The organism is Variovorax sp. RKNM96 (assembly GCF_017161115.1).
Lineage (GTDB): Bacteria > Pseudomonadota > Gammaproteobacteria > Burkholderiales > Burkholderiaceae_C > Variovorax.
In genome coordinates this window covers 4,627,642-4,648,236 of sequence record NZ_CP046508.1, presented here as the reverse complement: position 1 = coordinate 4,648,236, position 20,595 = coordinate 4,627,642, and the positions used below count along the sequence as shown (strand labels likewise).

Here is a 20,595-nt window from a genome sequence, read left to right as displayed (position 1 = left end):
CGAGGAGTGATGGTTCATCATCATCAAAAGGGCCGTTCGTCACGTGTAGGAGTCTGCCGCGCCTGCCTGTGCGGTGTGATGGGCCGCCCTGCGTGGGACAGAAGGGCGTGCTTTAGCTTTACAAACGGCGCGTGCGCGATCAGAGCTGCCGGCTGCGCGCCAACGGCGGGTTCTGCGCGAAGTAGCGCTGGATGCCGCGCATGAGCGCATCGGCCAGACTCTCCTGGTAGTCGACGCGGCGCAGGTTGGCTTCTTCCTCGGGGTTGCTGATGAAGGCCGTTTCCACCAGCACGCTGGGAATGTCCGGTGCCTTCAGCACCGCGAAGCCGGCCTGCTCGACCTGGCCTTTGTGCAGTCGCGCACCGATGCCCTTGATCTCGCCGAGCATCGCGCCGCCGAGCTTCAGGCTGTCGTTGATCTGCGCCGTCGTGCTCATGTCGAGCAGCGCGCGCTGCACCTGCGCCTCGTGGTTGCCGACGTTGACGCCGCCGACCTTGTCGGCATCGTTCTCCTTGTTGGCCAGCCAGCGCGCCGCGCTGCTCGATGCGCCGCTCTGGCTCAGCGCGAACACGCTGGCGCCGCGCGCGGCGGGCGTGGTGAACGCGTCGGCGTGGATGCTCACGAACAGGTCGGCCTGCACGCGCCGCGCCTTCTGCACGCGCACGCCCAGCGGCACGAAGAAGTCGGCATCGCGCGTGAGAAAGGCGCGCATCGGGTTGCCGTTGACGCTGCCCGCGTTGATGCGGTCGCGCAGGCGGAAGGCGACCTGCAGCACGATGTCTTTCTCGCGCGTGCCGCTGGGGCCGGTGGCCCCCGGGTCCTCGCCGCCGTGGCCGGGGTCGAGCGCCACGATGATGATGCGGTCGGTGCGGCTCGCCGTGGCGCCGCCGCGTGCAGTTGCGACGGGCGGCGACACGGGCTTCACCGGCGCGGTGCCCACCACGGGCGGCAGCGGCGCCGGTGCCACGAGCACGGGCGGAGCGGAAGGCCGGTCGGCGCCCGCCACGACAGGCGGCGCCGGCGCTGCCGGACCGGGGCGCATCGACTGCTGCGCCATGAGCTCGCCCAGCGGATCTCCCGCGGGCATCGCGGGGCGCACTGGCGCTGCGGGTACGGACGGCGCAATGCCCGCCACGGCCGGGGCGCTCGTGCTGCTGCCCGGCTTGGGCGCATCGCGCAGCCGCTCGGCAATCAGCGCTTCCATCGGGTCGATGGCCTGCTCGGGATACAGGTCGAGCACCAGCCGGTGCTTGTAGGCGGCCACGGGCGCGAGGGAGAACACCTGCGGGCGCACCGTCTGCTTCAGGTCGAACACGATGCGCACGACGGTCGGTGCGTTCTGTCCGACGCGCAGGCCGTTGATGTACGGATCGCCCGGCTTGATCTTGCCGACCAGTTCGCGCAGTTCGCTGTTGAGTTCGATGCCTTCGATGTCGACGGCCAGCCGCGGCGGGCTGCCCACCACGAGCTGCTGCGAGGTGAGGCGGGCATCGGACTCGATGGTCACGCGGGTGTAGTCGGCTGCGGGCCAGACGCGCACCGCGAGGATGGTGGCGCCGCGTGCGATCTGGTGCACGCCGAGCATCAGCGCGATGCTGCCGCCCTGCAGCAGCACGCGCCGTTTCAGTCCACCCGCCTTCATGCGGCGATGCGCGCCAGCAGATCGCTGCCGCGAGGGGTGTTCGCCAGGAGGGTCACGCTGCGTGTGTCGTCAGTCATTGCTTCTATTTTAATAGCGAGGTCGGCAACCGGAGTGCGGCCCGCGGCGTTTTCTGGCCATTCGGCCAGCTTGAGGCCCGGCCCCGCGAAGATGTCGCGGAAGCCGGCGTCGTCCCATTCGCGCGGGTCGGCGAAGCGGTAGAAGTCGAAATGGAAGATCTGCAGTCCGTCGGGTGCCTCATGGGGCTCGACCACTGCATAGGTGGGGCTCTTGATGCGCCCTGCGATGCCGAGTGCGCGCAGCAGGTGGCGAACGAAGGTGGTCTTGCCGGCGCCCAGGTCGCCTTCGAGGGCGATGAAGGCATCGCGCAATGCGGGCGCGGCGGCGAGCGATTGCGCGAAGGCGTCGGTGTCGGCTTCGCTGCCCCAGCGCAGGACGCGGGTGCGGGGGATGCCCTTGGGCGTTTCTACAATCGGCAAGTGATCGTCAGCCATCCACTCGTTGTTCGTATTCAGGCTTTGGCCCGGGAACTCGGATTCTCCCAAATCGGAATCGCGGGCGTCGATTTATCGAGCGCCGAGGACGGTCTGATGCAATGGCTGGCCCATGGGTTCCATGGCGAGATGCAATACATGGCAACGCACGGCACGCGCCGCGCGCGCCCCGCGGAGCTGGTGCCGGGGACAGTGAGCGTGATCACTGCGCGCATGGACTACCTGCCGCGCGACACGCCGCCCGACTGGCAGGCCGTGGAGTTCGACCGCCTCGCGCGGCCCGGCGAGGCCATCGTGTCGGTCTATGCGCGGGGCCGCGACTATCACAAGGTGCTGCGCAACCGGCTCGGGAAACTGGCCGAGAAGATCGCCGAAGAGGTCGGCCCCTTCGGCCACCGCGCGTTCACCGATTCGGCGCCCGTGCTCGAGGCCGAGCTCGCCTCGCGCAGCGGCCAGGGCTGGCGCGGCAAGCACACGCTGGTGCTGGACCGCGACGCGGGCTCGATGTTCTTCCTCGGCGAGATCTACATCGACATGGCGCTGCCCGAGAGCGAACCGGTCACCGCGCATTGCGGCAGCTGCAGTGCCTGCATCGACGTGTGCCCGACGCAGGCGATCGTCGCGCCGCGGCGGCTCGATGCGCGGCGCTGCATCTCGTACCTCACCATCGAGCATGGCGGGCCGATCCCGGAGGAGCTGCGGCCCTTGATCGCCAACCGCATCTACGGCTGCGACGACTGCCAATTGATCTGCCCCTGGAACAAGTTCGCCAAGAAGAGCGCGCTGCCCGACTTCGATGCGCGCGAAGGCCTCACGGGGCGCACGCTGGCCGAGCTCTTCGCGTGGACCGAAGATGACTTTCTCCGTCGCACCGAGGGCAGCCCGATCCGGCGCATCGGGCACGAGCGGTGGCTGCGCAACATCGCGGTGGCGTTGGGCAATGCGGTGCGGACGGGCGAGGGCGGTGCGAAGGACGCATTGGCCACGCGCGCCGAGCATCCGAGCGAACTGGTGCGCGAGCACGTCGCATGGGGCCTGGCGCAGCAGGCCGCGGACCGACCGCTTTAAGCGGGGAGGATTTCGCGCACGCGTTCCCAAGGCCGGCACATCAAGGTGCCACGGGGTGAGACGACGATGGGGCGCTGCAGCAGGATCGGGTTCTCCACGATCGCGTCGAACAACTGGTCGTCGGTCCACTTCGGATCGGCCAGCTTCAGCTCTTCGTACGGCGCTTCCTTCGTGCGCAGCAGGTCGCGCGCCGTCATGCCCATGGCCTTGGTCAACTCGCACAGCTTCTTCTTCGAAGGCGGCGTTTCCAGGTACAGGACGATCGTCGGCTCCACGCCGCTTTCGCGGATCAAGCCCAGCACGTTGCGCGACGTGCTGCAGTTGGGCTTGTGATGGATCGTCATCGGGTAATCGGTGGTGGGGGTGCGTGCGGTCATGGCGTCGATTATGAAAAGAAAGAACGGGCCTCAGTCCTCGCTCTTCTTGGCTTCCTCGTCCATCGAGAAGGGAAAGCGCGCGGCCCAGAACTCGGCCAAGCGCGGATCGGCATCCACGCGCCGCACCACCCGCGCCATGCGCGGCGCCACGCGATAGAAGCGCCGGCGCCGCGGCGTCCAGCGCGACAGCACCGTCACATACAGGTCGAGCATGCTGATCTTGTCGCCGAGCAGGTAGGGCGCGGGCTCGTCGATCTGCGTGTCCATCAGGTGCCAGCAGTGCGCGATGCGCTCGGCGGTGCGTTCGAGCATCGCGGGCTGCGCCGCGGGGTCGGGTGTGAGGCGCGTGGGATCGTCGCGCACCCAGAAGAGCGAGTAGATGGCCGCTGGCAGATAGACCATCCAGCGCAGGTAGCGCGCGCGCATCGGGTCGTCGGGCGCGGGGCAGAGGCCGGCTTCCGGATAGCGGTCGCCGAGCCAGATCAGGATCGCCGCGCTCTCGGTCATGAGCTCGCCCGAGGGAAGCAGGAGCGCGGGCACCTGGCGCATCGGATTGACATTCGCCACGCGCTCGCGTTCGGACTCGCCCTCCCAAGGGGACATATCGACGGTGTCGACCTGCGCGCCGATCAGCGTCAGCGCCGCATGGACCGGCGTGGCGCCCGAACCGGGCGCGCCGTAGAGGGTGTAGCGATCTCTGGAGGCGGATGGAGAGGCCATCCGCGCAGATTACTGCGGACGGCTACCCGTTGTCACGCAGCCAGTGCCGCGTCCACCTTCTTCAGGGCCTCGAGCGTCTTGAAGCAGGCCTCGGCCACTTCGGTGCCCTTGATCGCGAAATGGCGGTGGAAGTACTTGCGATGCTCCACATGCTCGTGGAAATGGTGCGGCGTGAGCACGGCCGAGAAGATCGGCACGTCGGTCTCGAGCTGAAGCGACATCAGCGTGCTGACCACCGTGTTCGCGACGAACTCGTGGCGATAGATGCCGCCGTCGACCACCAGCGCGCAGCCGATGATGGCCGCGTACTTGCCCGAGTTGGCCAGGCGCTTGGCATGCAGCGGGATCTCGAAGGCGCCGGGCACATCGAAGATGTCGATGAGCTCGCGCGCTACGCCCAGGCGTGCCATCTCTTCGAGAAAAGCGTCGCGTGCCTGGTGGACGATGTCGGAATGCCACTGCGCCTCGACGAAAGCGATGCGCTCGCCGCGCGATGCGTTCGACGCGGTGATGGCGGAGAGGGGAAGGTCGTTGATCTGACTCATGGTGTGCCTCTGAAAAGCAGGTTTCCTGAATCAGGGCGCACGAAACCGCAAAGCCGACCGCGCGCTCATGGCAGAGCGCGCGGACCGACCCGCATTTCGCGCTCTCTTTCATCCGGACTGTGACCGTCGGCTTCGGAATCGCACCGAAATCTGCTGACCCCGCCGCCTGCTTGCGCAGGCCTTGGGCGCTCGCGGGCTTGTGCAACCTTTCGGTCGCCATCACCGCCGGTGGGGAATTGCACCCCGCCCTGAGAACGCTTGCCGTCCGGCGAACCGGGCGACGGCGCGATTCTAGAAGCCCCCTTGGGCATGGGGTTGTCGCCCGCGCGCCAGACCTTCCGGCGCGCGGGGATTTATTTCATCGGCAATGCACGCCCGGCGAGGAACTGCGTCATGCGGTGGAGTTCGTCGTCGAGCGCCGCGCGGAACGCCGCGTCGCGCGGCTTCTTGCCGGCGTAGCCGAAGGCGGGTTGTAGTCGGCCTTCAGGCGCGGTCACGTTGGCCCAGCCGATCACGCGGTCGTGCCACAGCAGCGGCAGCGCGTAGTAGCCGAACTGGCGCTTGGGAGCGGGCGTGTAGGCCTCGAACTTGTACGTCCAACCCCACAGCAGTGCGAAGCGGCGGCGGTCCCACACGACCGGATCGAAGGGCGCGAGCAGGCGCACCGCATCGTCGGGTGCATGGCGCTTCGAAGCTGGGTTTTCGTTGGCCGGCCAGTACCAGGTGGTCCCATCGATGCGACAGCTCGCGAGCTCTTCGCGCGCCAGGCGCAGTGCCGCCTGCGTCTGTGCCGCGAGATGCGGCGCGCCGTAGCCGAGGAGGCGCACGAGGTAGGTCAGGCTCGCGGCAGGCAGCGGCGCGTACTTGCGCACGATCAGCGCGATGAGCGCGGCGGCACGTTGCGCGCGGCCGGCGGGGCTGTCGTCGGCGGGAACGTGCGTCACCGCTTCATAGACCCGCGTGCCGCTGTCGCGCCGCACCACGCGCAGCATGCCGCGGTAGTGCATGCCGTCGAGCAGGTGCGTGGTCGCATTGCTCGAGCCGCCCCAGTAGTTCTGGATATGGCCGTGCGCGAAGTGCTGCTCGACCTGGCGCGGATGCACCGGGCCGTGCTCTCGCACATAGGCCAGCACGTCGGCGGCCTTGCGCCGTGTGTCGGCGTTCCAGGCTTGCTTGGCTTCGCGCGGATGCATGAGGGCCAGGTGCTCGCGCGGCAGGAACCCGTAGTTGACGAGGCAGTCTTCCTCGATGGCCAGGCGGGTGTAGCGGCTTTCGAGATCGCCCGCGCGGTAGTCCTTCACGCGATGGCGCAGCGTCAGGTCCTGCGCGCGCGCCGGAGCGCGGATCGGGTCGGCCTGCACGAAGCCGAGCTGGCGGATCGCGCCGGGCAAGGTGGTCGGCTTGAAGAGGGTGCGCGCCACCGCGTAGCGGCGCAGGTCGTCGAGGGTCGGGTCTGCCATGCAGCGAATTGCAGCACAAGCGGCTGCGCTTCGCTTCGGTGCGATGCGTCAGACCGCGCTGCGATGTCGCTCGATGCACACGTCCAGCGTCTCGGCCCCGGGCCGCTGCCACCAGTCGAGGTTCGAGAAGATCTCCACCTCGCTGAATCCCGCGAAGCCCGCGTCTTCGACCCAGCCGCGGATCTTCTTGAGCTCGACCACGCCGTCGCCCATCATCCCGCGGTCGCTCAGCAGGTCGCGCGTGGGCGTGAGCCAGTCGCAGACGTGGTACGCCAGCAGGCGCTCGCGGCCGGCGCGGGCGATCTGCTGCTGCAGCTTCGGGTCCCACCAGACGTGATAGATGTCCAGCGCCACGCCGAGCATGCCGCTCTTGCCTGCGTCGAGTTCGTCGCAGAGGTCGAGTGCGTGTTCGAGTGTGTTGATGCAGGCGCGGTCGGCTGCCTGCATGGGGTGCAGGGGCTCGATGGCGAGGGGCATGCCGACTTCGCGGGCGTATTCGAGCGAGGCGGCGATGCCGTCTCGCACCTCGTTGCGCGCGCGCGTGATGTCCTTGTAGGCCGCCTTGCCGTCGAGTGCGCCGGGCAGGGCGCCGACGACGAGCACGAGGCAGGGTGCATCGAGCGTCTTCGCCTCGTCGATGGCGCGGCGGTTGTCTTCCAGCGCAGCCTTCAGGCCTGCCGCATCGGGCGCGGGGAAGAAGCCGCCGCGGCAGTAGCCCGAGAGGCCGATGCCGTGCGCCTTCAACTGCTTCGCAATCTTGTCGAGTCCGACGGCTGCAACCTGGTCACGCCACGGGCTGATCGCGCGGATGCTGCGCTCGGCGCACTGGTCGATGATGCGGTCCAGCGGCACCTCGGCGCCCGACTGCTTGCGCACGGTCGCGGTGTTGATCGAGAGCCAGTCGTGGTTCTGCGAGAAATCGCGCATAGGCCGCTTCAACTTTCTACGCCGTGCAGGGCCAGCAGCGTCTTCATGCGCCGCACCGCGAGCTCCGGTTGCTCCAGCAGGTTCGCCGCATCGGCCAGGCGGAACAGTTCGGCGAAGTGCTGCAGCGAGCGCGTGCTCTGCTGGCCGCCCACCATCGTGAAGTGCTTCTGATGGCCGTTGAGCCAGGCCATGAACACCACGCCCGTCTTGTAGAAGCGTGTGGGCGCCGCGAAGATGTGGCGCGACAGCGGCACCGTGGGGCCGAGGATCGCGTGGAACTTCTCGGTGTTGCCTTGGGCCAGTGCGCCCAGCGCGGCGCTGGCTGCGGGTGCAATGGCATCGAAGATGCCGAGCAGCGCATCGCTCTTGCCGTGAGTCGGTTCGCTGCCGAAGCCGTCGCCAGCAATCAGTTCGGCGTAGTTGAAATCGTCGCCGGTGTACATGCGCACACCCTTGGGCAGACGGCGGCGCATCGCGATTTCCTTGTCCTTGTCGAGCAGCGAAATCTTGATGCCATCGACCTTGTCCGGATGAGCCGCGATGATGCCCACGGCGGTGTCCATCGCGGCATCGACATCCTTCGTGCCCCAGTAGCCCGCCAGCGCCGGGTCGAACATGTCGCCGAGCCAGTGCAGCACCACGGGTTGCTTCGCCTGGCTCAGGATGCGGTCGTACACGCGCTCATAGTCGGCAGGGCTCTTGGCCACGCGGGCGAGCGCGCGGCTCGCCATCACGATCAGCTTGCCGCCGAGCGCCTCGATGGCGGCCATCTGCTCCTCGTAGCCGCGGATCACGTCGTCGACGTTCTTCACCTCGTCGATGTTCAGGTGGTCGGTGCCGCAGCCCGAGGCGACCAGCGCGCCCGGTACGTCCTTCGCGGCGTCGAGCGAGCGTCGGATCAGTTCGAGCGACGTGGGCCAGTCCAGGCCCATGCCGCGCTGCGCGGTGTCCATCGCCTCGGCCACGCCCAGGCCCAGCGAGAACAGGTGGCGGCGGTAGGCGATGGTGGTGTCCCAGTCGACTGCCGCTTGCAGCCACGGGTCGACGGCTGCGAGCGGGTCGGCCACGACGTGCGCGGCCGAGTAGGCGATGCGGTTGAACTTCACACCCACATCGGGCTTGACGGGCGCGGTGCCGCGCAGGGCGTAGGGCGCGAGCGCGCCGCTCGCGGTGGGGAGGGTCAGCGACAGTGCCATGGCTTGCTCTTCTTCAGACCTTCAGCGCGGGCACGTCGACCCAGCGGCGGTCCTTCCACGATTCGAGCGCGGCCTCGACCAGCTGCACGCCCTTGGCGCCTTCGGGCAGCGTCCACTTGTAGGGCTCGTTCTCGACCACGTGGCGAATGAAGTGCTCCCACTGGATCTTGAAGCCGTTGTCGTAGACCTGCGAGTCCGGAATCTCCTGCCACTGGTCGAAGAAATTCATCATCTGCTTCTCGTCGGGGTTCCACACCGGGCGCGGCGTGGCGACGCGTGACTGGGCACGGCAGCTCGAGAGGCCCGCCACGGCCGAGCCGTCGGTGCCGTCGACATGGAAGGTCACGAGGTCATCGCGGCGCACGCGCGTGACCCAGCTCATGTTGATCTGCGCGATCACCGGTTCGCCGTTGTGGCCAGTGAGCTCGCAGGTGGCGTAGGCCGCGTCGTCGGCGGTGGCTTCGTAGGGTTTGCCGGCTTCGTCCCAGCGCTTGGGGATGTGCGTGGCGCCGATGCACGACACCGACTTCACCTCGCCGAACAGGTTGTCCAGCACATAGCGCCAGTGGCACATCATGTCCAGGATCATCCCGCCGCCGTCTTCCTTGCGGTAGTTCCAGCTCGGGCGCTGGATGGGTTGCAGGTCGCCCTCGAACACCCAGTAGCCGAACTCCAGGCGCACGCTGAGCATGCGGCCGAAGAAGCCGGCGCGGCGCAGCATGTCGAGCTTGCGCAGGCCCGGCAGGAACAGCTTGTCCTGAACCGCACCGTGCTTGAGGCCCGAGCCTTCGGCCAGGCGCGCGATCTCGACGGCTTCGTTCAGGTTGGTCGCGATCGGCTTCTCGCAGTACACGTGCTTGCCGGCGCGAATCGCCTTGGCCAGCAGCGTGGGGCGCATCTGCGTGGTGCCGGCGTCGAAGAAGATCGTGTCGTCCTTGTTCTCCAGCGCCTTGTCGAGGTCGGTGCCCCAGCGTGCGATGTTGTGGGCCTTGGCGAGCGCTTCCATCTTCTCGGCGTTGCGGCCGATGAGGATGGGGTCGGGCATCACCTTGTCGCCGTTCGACAGCGTGACGCCGCCTTGCGCGCGGATCGCGCAGATCGAGCGGATCAGGTGCTGGTTCATGCCCATGCGGCCGGTGACGCCGTGCATGATGATTCCGAGACGTTGGGTGGCCATCGTTTTCTTCCTTGGGATGCGAGAGGGGTGCTTCAGTAGACGGAACGCATGGCGTCCCACGAGATGCCGGCGCCGGGAATGCCGGTGGCAAAGCCGGGCGCGGTGGCAAGCGACGACAGGGGGAGCTGTCCGCCGCGGATGGCGAGGCGCACGGCGCCGTCGCTGGGTTCGTAGAGGCCGGGGTGCAGTTTCAGCAGCGCTTGCTGCTCGGCCTCGGGCACGGCCGCGAGGCCGTTGACGTAGTGGTGTCCGTTGCGCTCGACGTGCGAGAGGCCGAGCCAGCCGACGAGCGCGAGGTCCTGCTGCACGCCGATGCCGGCCTGCATGGTGAGGTCTTCGCCGGAGAGGAAATAGCGATTTGCTTTCTCCGACGCGTTCCAGTGCGCGCAGCGTGCCGCGTTGACGACCGACTTGTAGAAGCCCTTGCAGCTCTTGCTCGACACGCCCGTGTAGCCGAGCGCGCGGGCCTGCACGAAGGCGTCGAGCGTGGCGTCCGATTCGTCGATCAGCAGCGGGATGCGCTTGCCCAGCGCCGAGACGCTGCGCTCCAGCGCGGCGTCTCGGCGGATCGGCTGTTCGACGAAGACGGTCTTCTGCGCGAGCTTCCACAGCACGGGCGTGGAGAGCATGCGGTCGAGAAAGACCGTGAAGTCATCGGCGTCGGCGTACTGCTCGTTGCCGTCGAGCGTCACGAGCTGGGCGTAGCCGTCGATCACGCGGGCGATGCGCTGGAGCCGGTCGATGTCCTGCGCGGTGTGGCCGCAGAGCTTGAGCTTGAAGTGGGTGAGGCTGTAGCGTTTCACCGCCGCGGCGAGCGTGGTGGGCAGGCCGTCGGTCGGTGCATCGGGCAGCGCGTCGCTGTCGTCGATGGCATCGGCCAGGCCGACGGTGTGGCGTGCCGCGATGCTTGCGCGCGGCGATTGGCTGGCCAGGAAAGTGGGCATGTCGAAGCCCGTGAGGTCGTCGGCCAGTCCACTGCCCGCGATGTCGATGCCGCAGAGGTTGGCGCTCATGACCGTTGCGAAGCTCGTTCCCATGTGCAGGCACAGCGCATCCATCACGGCACGGTCGATCAGCGCGGGTCCGTAGCTGGCCACCAGTGCCTGCAGGCCCTTGGCTTTTGCACGGGCTTGAAGTGCGGCGTAGTTCGAGGCGAAGTGCGTCCACGCGGTCTGCGCATCGTCTTCGGCCACATACGCATCACGCGCATCGCGCAGCGCAAAGCGCAGCTGCTCGAAGTTCTGCTCGTTGTTGAGGGCCGGGTTCTTGTCGAACCACTTGGGCACCATCATCTCGGCCGCGCAGCCCTCGGCCGTGCCGCCGTTCTCGAAGCGGATGCGGGCACGAACGTACACCTGAGGGCAGGCGGTGACGGTGGCGGCACCGAAGCGGAACGGCAACCGCAGCGCCACGTCGCGCTCGGAAAAGCGGATCTCTTCGATGTGAAAGCGGGGCGCGTCCATGGCAGGCGTTCAGTGGTCCAGGATGCCCTGCGAGAAGAAATGCGCGCGCACCAGCTTCGTGTACGCGCCGAATTCGGGCGAAGCCATCATGTCGAGCGTGCGCGGGCGCGGCAGGTCGATGTCGTAGACGGCGGCGATCGAGCCGGGTCGCTCGCTCATCACGATCACGCGGTCCGAGAGAAAGATCGCTTCGGGGATGCTGTGGGTGATCAGCATCACCGTCTTCTTCGAGGCCATCCAGATGCGCTGCAGCTCCAGGTTCATCTTCTCGCGCGTCATCGCGTCGAGTGCGCCGAAGGGCTCGTCCATCAGCAGCACCGACGGGTCGTGCAGCAGCGCGCGGCAGATCGAGGCGCGTTGCTGCATGCCGCCCGAGAGCTGCCACGGGTACTTGCCCTCGAAGCCCTTGAGGCCGGCCATCTCCATGAGTTCGCGCGCCCGGGCCTGCGAGGCGGCCTTGGGCAGGTGGCGCATCTCGGCCTGCAGCAGGATGTTGTCTTCCACGCTGCGCCAGGGCAGCAGCACCGCGCTCTGGAACACGATGCCCACGTCCTTCTGCGGACCCTTGATCGGCTTGCCGGCCAGCGTGAGCTCGCCGCCGCTGATGGGCAGCAGGCCCGCGACCATCTTGAGCAGCGTGCTCTTGCCGCAGCCCGACGGGCCTACGACGGAGACGAACTCGCCTTCCTGGATGGCGAAGTCCAGCGGCTTGAGCGATTCGACCGGGCCGTCCTTGCTTTGGTAGGTCTTCGAGACGCCGCGCGCTTCGATCAGGTTGACTTGGGACATGAGGTGCGTGAGAGGTGGCAACAGCGAGCGCGCGGACGAAAGATCAGTTCGGCAGGAAATCGAGGGTGACGTAGTCCTCCGGCTTGCCGCGCGTGGAGGCATCCATGCCGCCGTACTGCACCAGCAGGTCGAGCGAGTCGTTCACGTTCTTCATCGCCACGCGGAACGGGCGCTGGTTCGCCGTTTCCTTCGTGTGATAGAGCGCCACGCTCTGCTTCATGCCCACGATCAGCGTGTCGCGCACGCCGGCCTTCGGGTTGGCCTTGAGCATCGCGTCCACGGCGGCCTCGGGGCTCTTCTCGGCGGCTTCGGCGGCCTTGGTGGAGGCGCGCATGAAGCGCTTCACCAGGTCGGGGTTCTCGGTCAGCAGGTTCTTGTTGGTGATGATCCCGGAGCTGATCTGGTTCACGCCCGAGTCGGCAAAGCGGATCGGCGTCACGGGCTTGCCGGTGGCGTCCTGCAGCTTGATGGCCTGATCCATCACGTAGCCCAGCAGGAGGTCGGCCTGGCCGTTGGTCACCGCATTGAGCTTGGTCTGTCCGTCGCCCGAGACGATCTTCACCTGGTCGGGCTTGATGTTGTTGACCTTCAGGAAGAGCGGCCACATCTGCGACATCGAATCGCCGGGCGTCACGGCCACGGTCTTGCCGATGATGTCCTTGGGCGTCTTGATGTTCTTCTCGGTGAAGCCCATGACCGACATCGGGCTCACCTGGAACAGCACGCCGGTGGACTTGAGCGGCGCACCCTTGGCGGCCGCCTTGATCATGGTGGTGACGTCGATATAGCCGAAGGTCGCCGACTTGGCGGCGACCGCCTGCGCGGTGACGGCGGAGCCGCGGCCCTCCTGGATGTCCAGGTCGATGCCCTCTTCGGCGTAGAAGCCCTTTTCCTTGCCGAGGAAGAAGGTCGCGTGCTCGCTGTAGAGGTACCAGTTGAGCATCAGCGTGACCTTGTCCTTGGGCTTCTCGGCCTGGGCATGGGCGGGTGCGATGGCGAAGGTCGCGAGGGCCGTGATGGCGACGGCGAGCATCGAGGGAAGCAGTTTCTTCATGGCGGTTGTCTCCGGGAGTTTTCTGGTTTTCTGGGTATGACGAAGGAACTCATTGCACGTGGCGCTGGGAGGCGTGCCACGGAATCATCAGACGCTCGACCAGGTCGACCGCGACGAAAAGGACCACGCCGATGCTCGACAGCACGACGAGCGCAGCGAACATCAGCGGCAGGTCGAAGTTGCCGTTGGCCACCTGCAGCACGTAGCCGATGCCCGAGTTGGAGCCGACGAATTCGCCGACCACCGCGCCGACGACGGCCAGCGTGACCGACACCTTCAGGCCGCTGAAGATCGCGGGCAGGGCCTGCGGCAGGCTGATCTTGAAGAAGGTCTGCAGGCGGCTCGCACCCATCGAGCGCGCCAGGTCGAGCATGTCGGGCTCGACCGACTTGAAGCCCATCACCGTGGAGACCACCACTGGAAAGAAGCCGAGAAGAAAGGCGCTGATCACCTTGGGCAGGATGCCGAAACCGAACCACACCACGAAGAGCGGCGCGATCGCGACTTTCGGAATGCTCTGCGAGAACACCAGCAGCGGGTACACGTACGACTCGACCAGCCGCGAGTAGGCGATGACCATCGCGATCGGAATGCCGATGATGATCGTGAGGCCAAAGCCGCCGAGCGTGGCCAGCGTGGTCTTCCAGCTCTCGCTGAGCAGGCGCGGCCATTCGGCGACGAGTTGCTTCACCACTTCCCACGGCGGCGGGATCAGGTAGGCCGGGATCCTGAAGAGCCGGATCGTCAGGTCCCACAGCACCAGCAGCAACAGGATCAGCAGGAACGGGCGCAGAGCCGGGGAGAGCAGGAGCTTGCGGAGCATGACGACGACGGCTGTCTTGTGGAGGTTGGCTTATTGCTGGACCTGCAGGCCCGCGGCCTTCACGAGTTGCGCGTTGCTTGCGATCTCTTCCTTGATGTAGGCGTCGAACTGCTCGGGCTTGAGCGTCCAGGCATCGGCGCCGAGCTTGGCGAAGCGCTCCTTCACCTCGGGCGAGGCGAGGGCCTTCGCCACTTCGTCGTGCAGGCGATTGACGATGTCGCGCGGCGTCTTGGCGGGCGCCATCATCCCGATCCAGAAATTGAATTCGGAACCGGGCACGCCGGCCTCGGTGGTGGTGGGCACGTCGGGCAGGGCGGCCGCGCGCTTGGGCGAACCGACCGCGAGCGCGAGCAACTGGCCTTCCTTGATCTGGCCGATGACCGGGGCGATGGGCGAGAAGTAGTAGTCGACGCGGCCCGAGAGCACCTCGGTCACCGCTTCGCCCGATCCCTTGAAGGGGATGTTGGTCGCGTCGATCTTCGCGGCCATCTTGAACTTCTCGGCGTTCAGGTGCGTGGCGCTGCCCTGGCCGGCCGAGGCGAAATTCATGCTGCCGGGCTTGGCGCGCGCCGCGGCCAGGAGCTGCGGCAGCGTCTTGATGTTCTTCGTGGGCGAGATGACCAGCGCGTTGGGCAGCGAGGAGATCGGCGTGACACCGGCGAAATCGCCCACCGTGTCGAATGGCAGCTTGGCAAAGGTCGAGGGGCTCACCGTGTGCGAGGACGAATGGATCATGACCGTGTAGCCGTCCGGCGCGGCCGTGGCCACCGCCTGCTGGCCGATGGTGCCGCTCGCGCCGCCGCGGTTGTCGATCACCAGTGTCTGGCCCATGCTCGCCCCCATTTTGTCGGCGATGGCGCGGGCAATGATGTCCGTGGTGCTGCCGGCCGCGAAGGGAACGATCACGCGGATCGGCTTGGAGGGGTAGCCGTTCTGTGCGGACGCCAGGCCCGGCATCAACGCAGCCAGGGCGGTGAGCGCAGCGAATGCGGTGGTGCGTGCAAGGTGCTTCATGGTTGTCTGTCTCCGCGCGGTCGGGCCGCTGTCTTGAATCGGTTCAATTCACCAATAAGTGAATTAACGATTGTAGAAACGGCTGCGCCGCAGCGTCAACCGACGCCGCCTAGTGAATACCCGGAGGAAGTCTTGAAGTGCCCGCGCGGTCAGCGCAGGACGTAGCCCAGGACCAGGTCGGTCATGTGCGAAAGGCGTTGCGCCATCGCCTTGGGCGCACGCAGGTCACGGCCGAAGATGGCCGAGAGCGTGTGGTTGTTCGAGAGATAGAAGTAGCAGAGCGACGCGATCGAGATGTAGAGCTGCACGGGGTCCACGCCCGCGTGGAACAGGTTCTCGCGGCGGCCGCGCTCGAGCACCGTGTCGAGCAGCTGCACCAGCGGCGAGTTCATTTCCTGGATGCGCTCGGAGCGCTTCAGGTGCGCCGCGCGGTGCAGGTTTTCGCTGTTGAGCAGCGTGATGAACTCGGGGTGTTCGAGGTAGTAGTGCCAGGTGAACGAGACGAGCTGGCGGATCGCCTCGACCGGCTCGATCTCGTCCAGGTGCAGCCGCTGCTCGGCTTCGCGGATGTCGGCGTAGGTGCGCTCGAGCACCGCGAGGAAGAGGTCGTCCTTGCTGCCGAAGTAGTAGTAGATGAGGCGCTTGTTCAGGCCCGCGCGCGTCGCGATGCTGTCCATGCGCGCGCCGGCCAGGCCCAGTTGCGAGAACTCCTCGCGCGCCGCGGCGAGGATGGCGAGCTGCGAGCGGTCGGCATCGCGCGAGCGCGGCTCGAGCGTCTCGGTCGGGGAATCCTTCGGTGCCTTCATGGCGCGAATTTAACCATTTGGGGAATTAACGCAAGACATGAAGAGCAGACGCACATAATTGCCGGAGACATTGCAGCTGAGGTTCGACTTCTCATGAGTACATCACAACCCGCAGGCCACCTGATCGTCGAGTGCCTAGTCGCGCAAGGCATGGAGATCGCATTCGGCGTGCCGGGGGAAAGCTTCCTCGCGGTGCTCGACGGCTTTCATGCTTACGGCGACCGCGCGCGCTTCATCGTGAACCGCCAGGAGGGCGGCGCGGCCTTCATGGCCGAGGCGCACGGCAAGCTGACCGGCCGGCCGGGCGTGTGCTTCGTCACCCGCGGGCCGGGCGCGACCAACGCTTCGATCGGCGTGCACAACGCGTTCCAGGACTCGACGCCGATGGTGCTGTTCGTGGGCGACATCGGCAGCGACTTCCGCGACCGCGAGGCCTTCCAGGAGGTGGACTACGGCAGCTTCTTCGGGCCGAGCACGAAGGGATTCGCCAAGCGCGTGGAGCGCATCGACGACGCGGACCGCATTCCCGAATACGTGGCGCGCGCTTTTGCCACAGCGATGAACGGGCGGCCGGGGCCGGTGGTGCTGGTGCTGCCCGAGGACATGCTGCGCACGGAGACTTCAGCGCGGCCGTTGCCGCGTGTGGAGGCGGTGCAGCCGTGGAGCGATCCGGGCGCGCTGCGCACCTTGCGCGAGTTGCTGCTGAAGTCGCGGCAGCCGCTGGTGATTGCCGGCGGCGGCGGCTGGACGACGCAGGCCGCGCAGGCGCTGCAGCGCTTCGCCGAGAACTGGCGCCTGCCGGTGACCAACGCCTTCCGCTATCAGGACACTTTCGACAACCACCATCCGCTGTATGCGGGCGATGTCGGCATCGCGATCAACCCCAAGCTCGCGCAGCGCGTGAAGGATGCGGACCTGATCCTCGCCATCGGCCCGCGCCTGGGCGAGATGACGACGGGCGGCTACACGCTGCTCGAAGCGCCGAAGGCGAAGCAGGTGCTGGTGCACATCCACGCGAGCGCCGAGGAACTCAACCGCGTCTACCAGGCCGACCTGGCGATCAATGCCGGCATGAGCGCCGCGGCGCGCAGCCTTGAGGTGCTGAGCGCACCGCCCACGCTGCCGTGGGAGGAATGGACCGCGCAGGCGCATGCGGACTACGAAGCCAACCTCGTGCCGCAAGCGCTGGCCGGCATGCCGGCCGAAACGCCGCGCGGCCCGGTCGACATGGCCGCGGTCGTCGCGTTGCTGCAGAAGCACCTGCCGCCGGATGCGGCCATCACCAACGGCGCCGGCAACTTCGCGAGCTGGGTGCATCGCTACTTCCGCTATCACGGGCTCGCCAAGGGGCACAAGACGCAGCTGGCGCCGACCAGCGGTGCGATGGGCTATGGCGTGCCGGCCGGCATCGCGGCAAACCTGGCGACGGGGCGTGTGGCTTTCACGATCGCGGGGGATGGCGATTTCCTGATGACGGGGCAAGAACTGGCGACGGCTGCGCAGCACGGCGGCAAGAGCATCGTCGTGCTGCTCAACAACGGCATGTTCGGCACGATCCGCATGCACCAGGAGCGCGAGTACCCGGAACGCACCAGCGGCACCGCGCTGCGCAACCCGGACTTCTGCGGTCTCGCCCGCGCCTACGGCTATGCGGCCGAGCGCGTGACGGAGACGGGGCAGTTCGAGGCCGCGCTGCTGCGCGCGCTGGCGGCCGAGACCGGCACGCTGATCGAGATCCCGCTGGACCCCGAGGTGATCACCACGCGCGGGACGCTGGCGTCGATCACGCGCTCGGCGAAGCAGGCGCGGAACTGAGCGCCGCGCGATGACGGGCCACCTCGTCGCGCAACGTGGGCGAGCGCAACTCGAACACGTCGAACAGGCCGAGCGCTTCGAGGGCGGGCAGCAGTTCGATCAGGTCGCGCTCGGCGGCCTGCTTCGCATCTGCGCTGGCGTTCGGGTCCTGCAGCAGCTGCGCGTTGGCGAGGAAGGCAGCGACCGAGCCCTTCCGCAACTGGACTCCGTTCCTGACGACGAAATCCTGTCCGTCGGGCAATACGTCCTGGGCTTGCATGTGTGTTCCTTTGAAGGCGTTGTGAAGATGGACTCGATGCTAGGCAGCAGGGCGCTTCGCGGCTTGCGGCGCGGGGCCAATCGATATCTCTGGCGGGCCAGGCATGGCGGCTGAAGCGCCGGTCAGGCTCTGGATCAACGCCTACGAGGCGCCGCGCGTCACGGGCTACCACGCGCACGAGACCGGGCAGTTGTTCGCCTTGCGCGAGGGGCTGCAGGTCATCGAGACGCCGTCGGGGCGTTGGGTGCAGCCGCCGGGATGGATCGGCTGGATTGCGCCGCGCTGCGCGCATGCGGCGCAGAGTTTTGGCGCTACAGCGGGCTGGAGCCTGCACATCGAGCCGGCGATGGCGGCTGGTCTGCCCGACGGGCCGCATGTGTTTGCGACGACGCCGTTGATGCAGGCGGTGGTCGACCGGCTGACATCGCTTGAAGCGTCGTCGGTTGACTTCGAGGCACGTCGCGCGCGGCTTGTCGGTGTGCTGCTCGACGAGCTCGCTGCGAGCGCCAAGCCATCGCTCCATCTGCCGATGCCGCAGGACAAGCGCCTTGCGGCGATGGCCGCCGCGTTGGCGAACGATCCCGCGATGCCCGACACCATCGACCAGTGGGCCGATCGCATCGGCATGGCGCGCAGGACGCTCACGCGCCGCTTCACCGCCGAGACCGGGTTGAGCTTTGCGCAATGGCGGCAGCAATCGCGCTTGCTGAAGGCCGTCGAACTGTTGAGCCTTGGCGAGGCGGTGACGACCGTGGCGCTGACTGTCGGCTACAGCTCGGTGAGCGCGTTCATCGAGACCTTCCGCAAGAACTTCGGCTGCACGCCGGCGCGTTTCTTCGAGGAGAGAATGGCCTTGCCACAGGCGAAAAAAAAGCCGGCGTGAGCCGGCTTTTCGATTCAGGAGCGCGAGGCCCCTGGGCGCTTACTTGACGTGCTTGCCAATCAGCGCGGCCAGTTCGAACATCGACACTTGGGCCTTGCCGAAGATTTCCTTCAGCTTGGCGTCGGCATTGATGTTGCGCTTGTTGGCCTTGTCTTGAAGATTGTTCTTCTTGATGTAGTCCCACAGCTTGCTCACGACAGCGGTGCGCGGCAGAGGCGTCGAACCGACCACAGCGGCGAGTGCCGGGCTGGGGGTCAGGGCCTTCATGAACGCAGCGTTGGGAGTGCGCTTCTTGGCGGGAGCTGCCTTCTTTGCAGGAGCAGCCTTCTTCGCCGGTGCGGCCTTCTTTGCAGGAGCAGCCTTCTTTGCGGGAGCGGCCTTCTTCGCCGGTGCAGCCTTCTTTGCAGGAGCCGCAGCCTTCTTTGCGGGAGCGGCCTTCTTTGCCGGAGCTTTCTTGGCCGGAGCCTTCTTTGCAGTTGCCATGGTTGATTTCCTTTTTTGGTTGAACATTCACCAATGAAAAACTTGCGTCTCCAGTGGCAATGCGGATGCTAAAGGAGAAAAAACGCGTTTCCAAGGGAAAAAACGGTTTTTTCATTGGGAGTTGTTGTTTTTTCAGAGGGGAGAAGCCCTGTTTTTCATGTTCGGCGCCCAGGCCAGGTCGCAAGCACCACGCCTGCGAGCGCAAGCGCGAATGCAATCAGCTGCGGCGAGGAGAGGTTTTCTCCGAGCACGAACACGCCCACGAGGGCAGCGCTGACGGGCAGCAGCACGGCGAAAACGCCCGCTTGTGCAGCGGGAACATGGCGCAGTCCGGTCATCCAGAGCCACACCGTCCAGATGCTCGCAGCGAGTGCGTAGGCCACCAGCAGCGCCCAGATGCCGCCGTGCACCGCACCGAAGTCGAACGACAGCGCGAACCAGATGCCGAAGGGTGTCGAGAGCACGAAGCCCCAGAGGTTGATGAGCGACGCGATGCGCTTGGGCCCCAGGCGTCCCGTGAGCGACTTGCCGATCACCGCATAGGCCGTCTCGCAGAGCACAGCGCAGAACACCAGCAGGTTGCCGAGCCACGGCATCGACGACTTCGCCGCGTTGGGCGATGCCGGCGCATGCGCCGGGCTGAGGGCCAGCAGGCCGATGCCGAGTGCCGCGCATGCGATGGCCAGGCCGATGCGCACCGTGATGCGTTCGCGCAGGAACAGCCAGCTCGCCACCGCGACCACTGCGGGGATCGACGCCATGATCACGCCCGCCGACACCGCGCTCGTCATGCTCACGCCGTACAGCATGCAGATCGAGAACAGGAAGTTGCCGAGGAACGATTCGAGGAATACGAGCCAGCGTGTGCGCGCCGTCATCGGCGGTTCGTCCGCGCTTCGCTTGAGCCAGTGAGGCATGGCCAGTGCAGCGATGCCGAAGCGCAGCCATGCGAGCAGCAGCACCGGAAACGCAGCGACAAGGGGCTTGGAGAGGGCGACGTAGGCGCCGACGAGTGACATGCTCAGGGCCAGGCAGCCATAGGCCACGAGGCGACCGGAAGCGGGGGCAGCGGAGTTCAATAGACTGAAGTTTTGTTGTTGCGGAAGAAAGCGGATTCGATGATGCCCCACGTTTTTGTCTACGGCACGCTGCGCCGTCACGGGCGCAACGACATCGCGCGCTACCGGCCGACGCCCGTCTTTGTCGGAGAGGCAGGCATTGCCGGGACGCTGTATGACCTTGGCGCCTATCCAGGCATCGTGCTTGGCGGAGTGGGGCGCGTGAAGGGCGAGATCTATCGCGTCGAGCCCGAGGTCGAGGCGGCGCTCGATCTGCTGGAAGAAGTGGCCGAGGACGATTCGGGCGAGTACATCAAGCGCGAGGTTCGCGTGGCGATCGGTGCGCAGTCGCTTGAGTGCCTGGTCTACGAGATCCATCCTTCGCGGATTGCAGGCCACCCGGTGATCGGCGACGGCGATTGGATCGCATATGCGGCAAGGAAATCGTCGCCGTTTTCACCACCGAGAGATTGATTGCGCATCGTGGAATGCATGGCTGCTGCGGCGCAATATTTTTTCTCAAT

The 20,595-nt window shown here is 66.7% G+C and carries 22 protein-coding genes and 1 riboswitch; of the genes, 4 read left to right on the top strand and 18 right to left on the bottom strand.

Annotated features, from left to right (window positions below; translation table 11 throughout):
* Positions 1 to 139: 139 nt before the first annotated feature.
* The gene (locus GNX71_RS21500) at positions 140 to 1,642 is read right to left on the bottom strand and encodes an N-acetylmuramoyl-L-alanine amidase (RefSeq protein ID WP_206174295.1); all 1,503 of its coding nucleotides are present in this window, start codon (positions 1,640 to 1,642) and stop codon (positions 140 to 142) included.
* Positions 1,639 to 2,154 carry a tRNA (adenosine(37)-N6)-threonylcarbamoyltransferase complex ATPase subunit type 1 TsaE gene (gene tsaE, locus GNX71_RS21495; protein WP_206174294.1) on the bottom strand — a complete coding sequence of 172 codons (516 nt, stop codon included), beginning with the start codon at positions 2,152 to 2,154 and terminating at the stop codon, positions 1,639 to 1,641. The genes GNX71_RS21500 and tsaE overlap by 4 nt, the downstream gene beginning before the upstream one ends.
* On the opposite strand from tsaE, the gene queG reads away from it, so the two are divergent.
* Complete coding sequence (queG, locus tag GNX71_RS21490; protein ID WP_206174290.1) at positions 2,140 to 3,222, top strand: tRNA epoxyqueuosine(34) reductase QueG; 1,083 nt, start codon at positions 2,140 to 2,142, stop codon at positions 3,220 to 3,222. The genes tsaE and queG overlap by 15 nt on opposite strands.
* Here the strand turns inward: queG and arsC are convergent.
* From arsC to GNX71_RS21425, 13 genes are all read right to left on the bottom strand, one after another.
* Positions 3,219 to 3,599, bottom strand: a complete 381-nt coding sequence (gene arsC / locus GNX71_RS21485; protein ID WP_206174288.1) for an arsenate reductase (glutaredoxin) — start codon at positions 3,597 to 3,599, stop codon at positions 3,219 to 3,221. The two genes, queG and arsC, sit on opposite strands and share 4 nt — an antisense overlap.
* A gap of 30 nt (positions 3,600 to 3,629) precedes the next feature.
* Complete coding sequence (locus GNX71_RS21480) at positions 3,630 to 4,319, bottom strand: glutathione S-transferase family protein (protein ID WP_206174287.1); 690 nt, start codon at positions 4,317 to 4,319, stop codon at positions 3,630 to 3,632.
* Between the two features lie 32 nt (positions 4,320 to 4,351).
* A complete protein-coding gene (locus tag GNX71_RS21475) occupies positions 4,352 to 4,864 on the bottom strand; it encodes a 6,7-dimethyl-8-ribityllumazine synthase (protein WP_042582066.1) in 513 nt (170 codons plus the stop codon).
* 96 nt (positions 4,865 to 4,960) lie between these two features.
* A riboswitch (FMN riboswitch) is annotated at positions 4,961 to 5,124 on the bottom strand.
* Positions 5,125 to 5,217: 93 nt separating this feature from the next.
* Positions 5,218 to 6,324: a crosslink repair DNA glycosylase YcaQ family protein gene (locus tag GNX71_RS21470; protein ID WP_206174285.1), complete on the bottom strand. Its 1,107-nt coding sequence runs from the start codon at positions 6,322 to 6,324 to the stop codon at positions 5,218 to 5,220.
* Positions 6,325 to 6,372: 48 nt separating this feature from the next.
* Positions 6,373 to 7,251 (bottom strand): sugar phosphate isomerase/epimerase family protein, encoded by an 879-nt coding sequence (locus tag GNX71_RS21465; protein WP_206174284.1) that lies wholly within the window; start codon positions 7,249 to 7,251, stop codon positions 6,373 to 6,375.
* An 8-nt stretch (positions 7,252 to 7,259) separates the two neighbouring features.
* Positions 7,260 to 8,447, bottom strand: a complete 1,188-nt coding sequence (locus GNX71_RS21460) for a dihydrodipicolinate synthase family protein (protein WP_206174282.1) — start codon at positions 8,445 to 8,447, stop codon at positions 7,260 to 7,262.
* A gap of 13 nt (positions 8,448 to 8,460) precedes the next feature.
* Positions 8,461 to 9,624 carry a Gfo/Idh/MocA family oxidoreductase gene (locus GNX71_RS21455; protein WP_206174280.1) on the bottom strand — a complete coding sequence of 388 codons (1,164 nt, stop codon included), beginning with the start codon at positions 9,622 to 9,624 and terminating at the stop codon, positions 8,461 to 8,463.
* A gap of 32 nt (positions 9,625 to 9,656) precedes the next feature.
* Positions 9,657 to 11,087: an enolase C-terminal domain-like protein gene (locus GNX71_RS21450; RefSeq protein ID WP_206174279.1), complete on the bottom strand. Its 1,431-nt coding sequence runs from the start codon at positions 11,085 to 11,087 to the stop codon at positions 9,657 to 9,659.
* Between the two features lie 9 nt (positions 11,088 to 11,096).
* Entirely contained in the window at positions 11,097 to 11,876 is a 780-nt protein-coding gene (locus GNX71_RS21445) for an ABC transporter ATP-binding protein (RefSeq protein WP_206174277.1), read from the bottom strand.
* Between the two features lie 43 nt (positions 11,877 to 11,919).
* Entirely contained in the window at positions 11,920 to 12,930 is a 1,011-nt protein-coding gene (locus GNX71_RS21440) for an ABC transporter substrate-binding protein (RefSeq protein ID WP_206174275.1), read from the bottom strand.
* A gap of 49 nt (positions 12,931 to 12,979) precedes the next feature.
* A complete protein-coding gene (locus tag GNX71_RS21435; RefSeq protein WP_206174274.1) occupies positions 12,980 to 13,753 on the bottom strand; it encodes an ABC transporter permease in 774 nt (257 codons plus the stop codon).
* A gap of 30 nt (positions 13,754 to 13,783) precedes the next feature.
* Positions 13,784 to 14,767, bottom strand: a complete 984-nt coding sequence (locus GNX71_RS21430; protein ID WP_206174272.1) for a tripartite tricarboxylate transporter substrate binding protein — start codon at positions 14,765 to 14,767, stop codon at positions 13,784 to 13,786.
* A gap of 149 nt (positions 14,768 to 14,916) precedes the next feature.
* Complete coding sequence (locus GNX71_RS21425; protein ID WP_206174270.1) at positions 14,917 to 15,573, bottom strand: TetR/AcrR family transcriptional regulator; 657 nt, start codon at positions 15,571 to 15,573, stop codon at positions 14,917 to 14,919.
* A gap of 93 nt (positions 15,574 to 15,666) precedes the next feature.
* On the opposite strand from GNX71_RS21425, the gene GNX71_RS21420 reads away from it, so the two are divergent.
* A complete protein-coding gene (locus GNX71_RS21420) occupies positions 15,667 to 17,388 on the top strand; it encodes a thiamine pyrophosphate-binding protein (protein WP_206174269.1) in 1,722 nt (573 codons plus the stop codon).
* On the opposite strand, the gene GNX71_RS21415 is transcribed toward GNX71_RS21420, so the two are convergent.
* Positions 17,357 to 17,647, bottom strand: coding sequence for a hypothetical protein (locus tag GNX71_RS21415; protein WP_206174267.1), 291 nt, complete (start codon positions 17,645 to 17,647; stop codon positions 17,357 to 17,359). The genes GNX71_RS21420 and GNX71_RS21415 overlap by 32 nt on opposite strands.
* Before the next feature lie 103 nt (positions 17,648 to 17,750).
* Between GNX71_RS21415 and GNX71_RS21410 the strand changes: the two genes are divergently transcribed.
* Positions 17,751 to 18,530 carry a helix-turn-helix transcriptional regulator gene (locus GNX71_RS21410; RefSeq protein WP_206174265.1) on the top strand — a complete coding sequence of 260 codons (780 nt, stop codon included), beginning with the start codon at positions 17,751 to 17,753 and terminating at the stop codon, positions 18,528 to 18,530.
* Between the two features lie 39 nt (positions 18,531 to 18,569).
* Here the strand turns inward: GNX71_RS21410 and GNX71_RS21405 are convergent, their stop codons facing one another.
* Complete coding sequence (locus tag GNX71_RS21405) at positions 18,570 to 19,013, bottom strand: SWIB/MDM2 domain-containing protein (RefSeq protein ID WP_042582079.1); 444 nt, start codon at positions 19,011 to 19,013, stop codon at positions 18,570 to 18,572.
* A gap of 155 nt (positions 19,014 to 19,168) precedes the next feature.
* Positions 19,169 to 20,032: a DMT family transporter gene (locus tag GNX71_RS21400; RefSeq protein WP_241027012.1), complete on the bottom strand. Its 864-nt coding sequence runs from the start codon at positions 20,030 to 20,032 to the stop codon at positions 19,169 to 19,171.
* 99 nt (positions 20,033 to 20,131) lie between these two features.
* Between GNX71_RS21400 and GNX71_RS21395 the strand changes: the two genes are divergently transcribed.
* Positions 20,132 to 20,545, top strand: coding sequence for a gamma-glutamylcyclotransferase family protein (locus GNX71_RS21395; protein ID WP_206174262.1), 414 nt, complete (start codon positions 20,132 to 20,134; stop codon positions 20,543 to 20,545).
* The last annotated feature ends 50 nt before the right edge of the window (positions 20,546 to 20,595 follow it).

Coding starts and splice junctions, on each gene's coding strand:
- GNX71_RS21500 (WP_206174295.1), bottom strand. CDS start 1,642: ATGAAGGCGGGTGGACTGAAACGGCGCGTGCTGCTGCAGGGCGGCAGC.
- tsaE (WP_206174294.1), bottom strand. CDS start 2,154: ATGGCTGACGATCACTTGCCGATTGTAGAAACGCCCAAGGGCATCCCC.
- arsC (WP_206174288.1), bottom strand. CDS start 3,599: ATGACCGCACGCACCCCCACCACCGATTACCCGATGACGATCCATCAC.
- GNX71_RS21480 (WP_206174287.1), bottom strand. CDS start 4,319: ATGGCCTCTCCATCCGCCTCCAGAGATCGCTACACCCTCTACGGCGCG.
- GNX71_RS21475 (WP_042582066.1), bottom strand. CDS start 4,864: ATGAGTCAGATCAACGACCTTCCCCTCTCCGCCATCACCGCGTCGAAC.
- GNX71_RS21470 (WP_206174285.1), bottom strand. CDS start 6,324: ATGGCAGACCCGACCCTCGACGACCTGCGCCGCTACGCGGTGGCGCGC.
- GNX71_RS21465 (WP_206174284.1), bottom strand. CDS start 7,251: ATGCGCGATTTCTCGCAGAACCACGACTGGCTCTCGATCAACACCGCG.
- GNX71_RS21460 (WP_206174282.1), bottom strand. CDS start 8,447: ATGGCACTGTCGCTGACCCTCCCCACCGCGAGCGGCGCGCTCGCGCCC.
- GNX71_RS21455 (WP_206174280.1), bottom strand. CDS start 9,624: ATGGCCACCCAACGTCTCGGAATCATCATGCACGGCGTCACCGGCCGC.
- GNX71_RS21450 (WP_206174279.1), bottom strand. CDS start 11,087: ATGGACGCGCCCCGCTTTCACATCGAAGAGATCCGCTTTTCCGAGCGC.
- GNX71_RS21445 (WP_206174277.1), bottom strand. CDS start 11,876: ATGTCCCAAGTCAACCTGATCGAAGCGCGCGGCGTCTCGAAGACCTAC.
- GNX71_RS21440 (WP_206174275.1), bottom strand. CDS start 12,930: ATGAAGAAACTGCTTCCCTCGATGCTCGCCGTCGCCATCACGGCCCTC.
- GNX71_RS21435 (WP_206174274.1), bottom strand. CDS start 13,753: ATGCTCCGCAAGCTCCTGCTCTCCCCGGCTCTGCGCCCGTTCCTGCTG.
- GNX71_RS21430 (WP_206174272.1), bottom strand. CDS start 14,767: ATGAAGCACCTTGCACGCACCACCGCATTCGCTGCGCTCACCGCCCTG.
- GNX71_RS21425 (WP_206174270.1), bottom strand. CDS start 15,573: ATGAAGGCACCGAAGGATTCCCCGACCGAGACGCTCGAGCCGCGCTCG.
- GNX71_RS21420 (WP_206174269.1), top strand. CDS start 15,667: ATGAGTACATCACAACCCGCAGGCCACCTGATCGTCGAGTGCCTAGTC.
- GNX71_RS21415 (WP_206174267.1), bottom strand. CDS start 17,647: ATGCAAGCCCAGGACGTATTGCCCGACGGACAGGATTTCGTCGTCAGG.
- GNX71_RS21410 (WP_206174265.1), top strand. CDS start 17,751: ATGGCGGCTGAAGCGCCGGTCAGGCTCTGGATCAACGCCTACGAGGCG.
- GNX71_RS21405 (WP_042582079.1), bottom strand. CDS start 19,013: ATGGCAACTGCAAAGAAGGCTCCGGCCAAGAAAGCTCCGGCAAAGAAG.
- GNX71_RS21400 (WP_241027012.1), bottom strand. CDS start 20,032: ATGTCACTCGTCGGCGCCTACGTCGCCCTCTCCAAGCCCCTTGTCGCT.
- GNX71_RS21395 (WP_206174262.1), top strand. CDS start 20,132: ATGATGCCCCACGTTTTTGTCTACGGCACGCTGCGCCGTCACGGGCGC.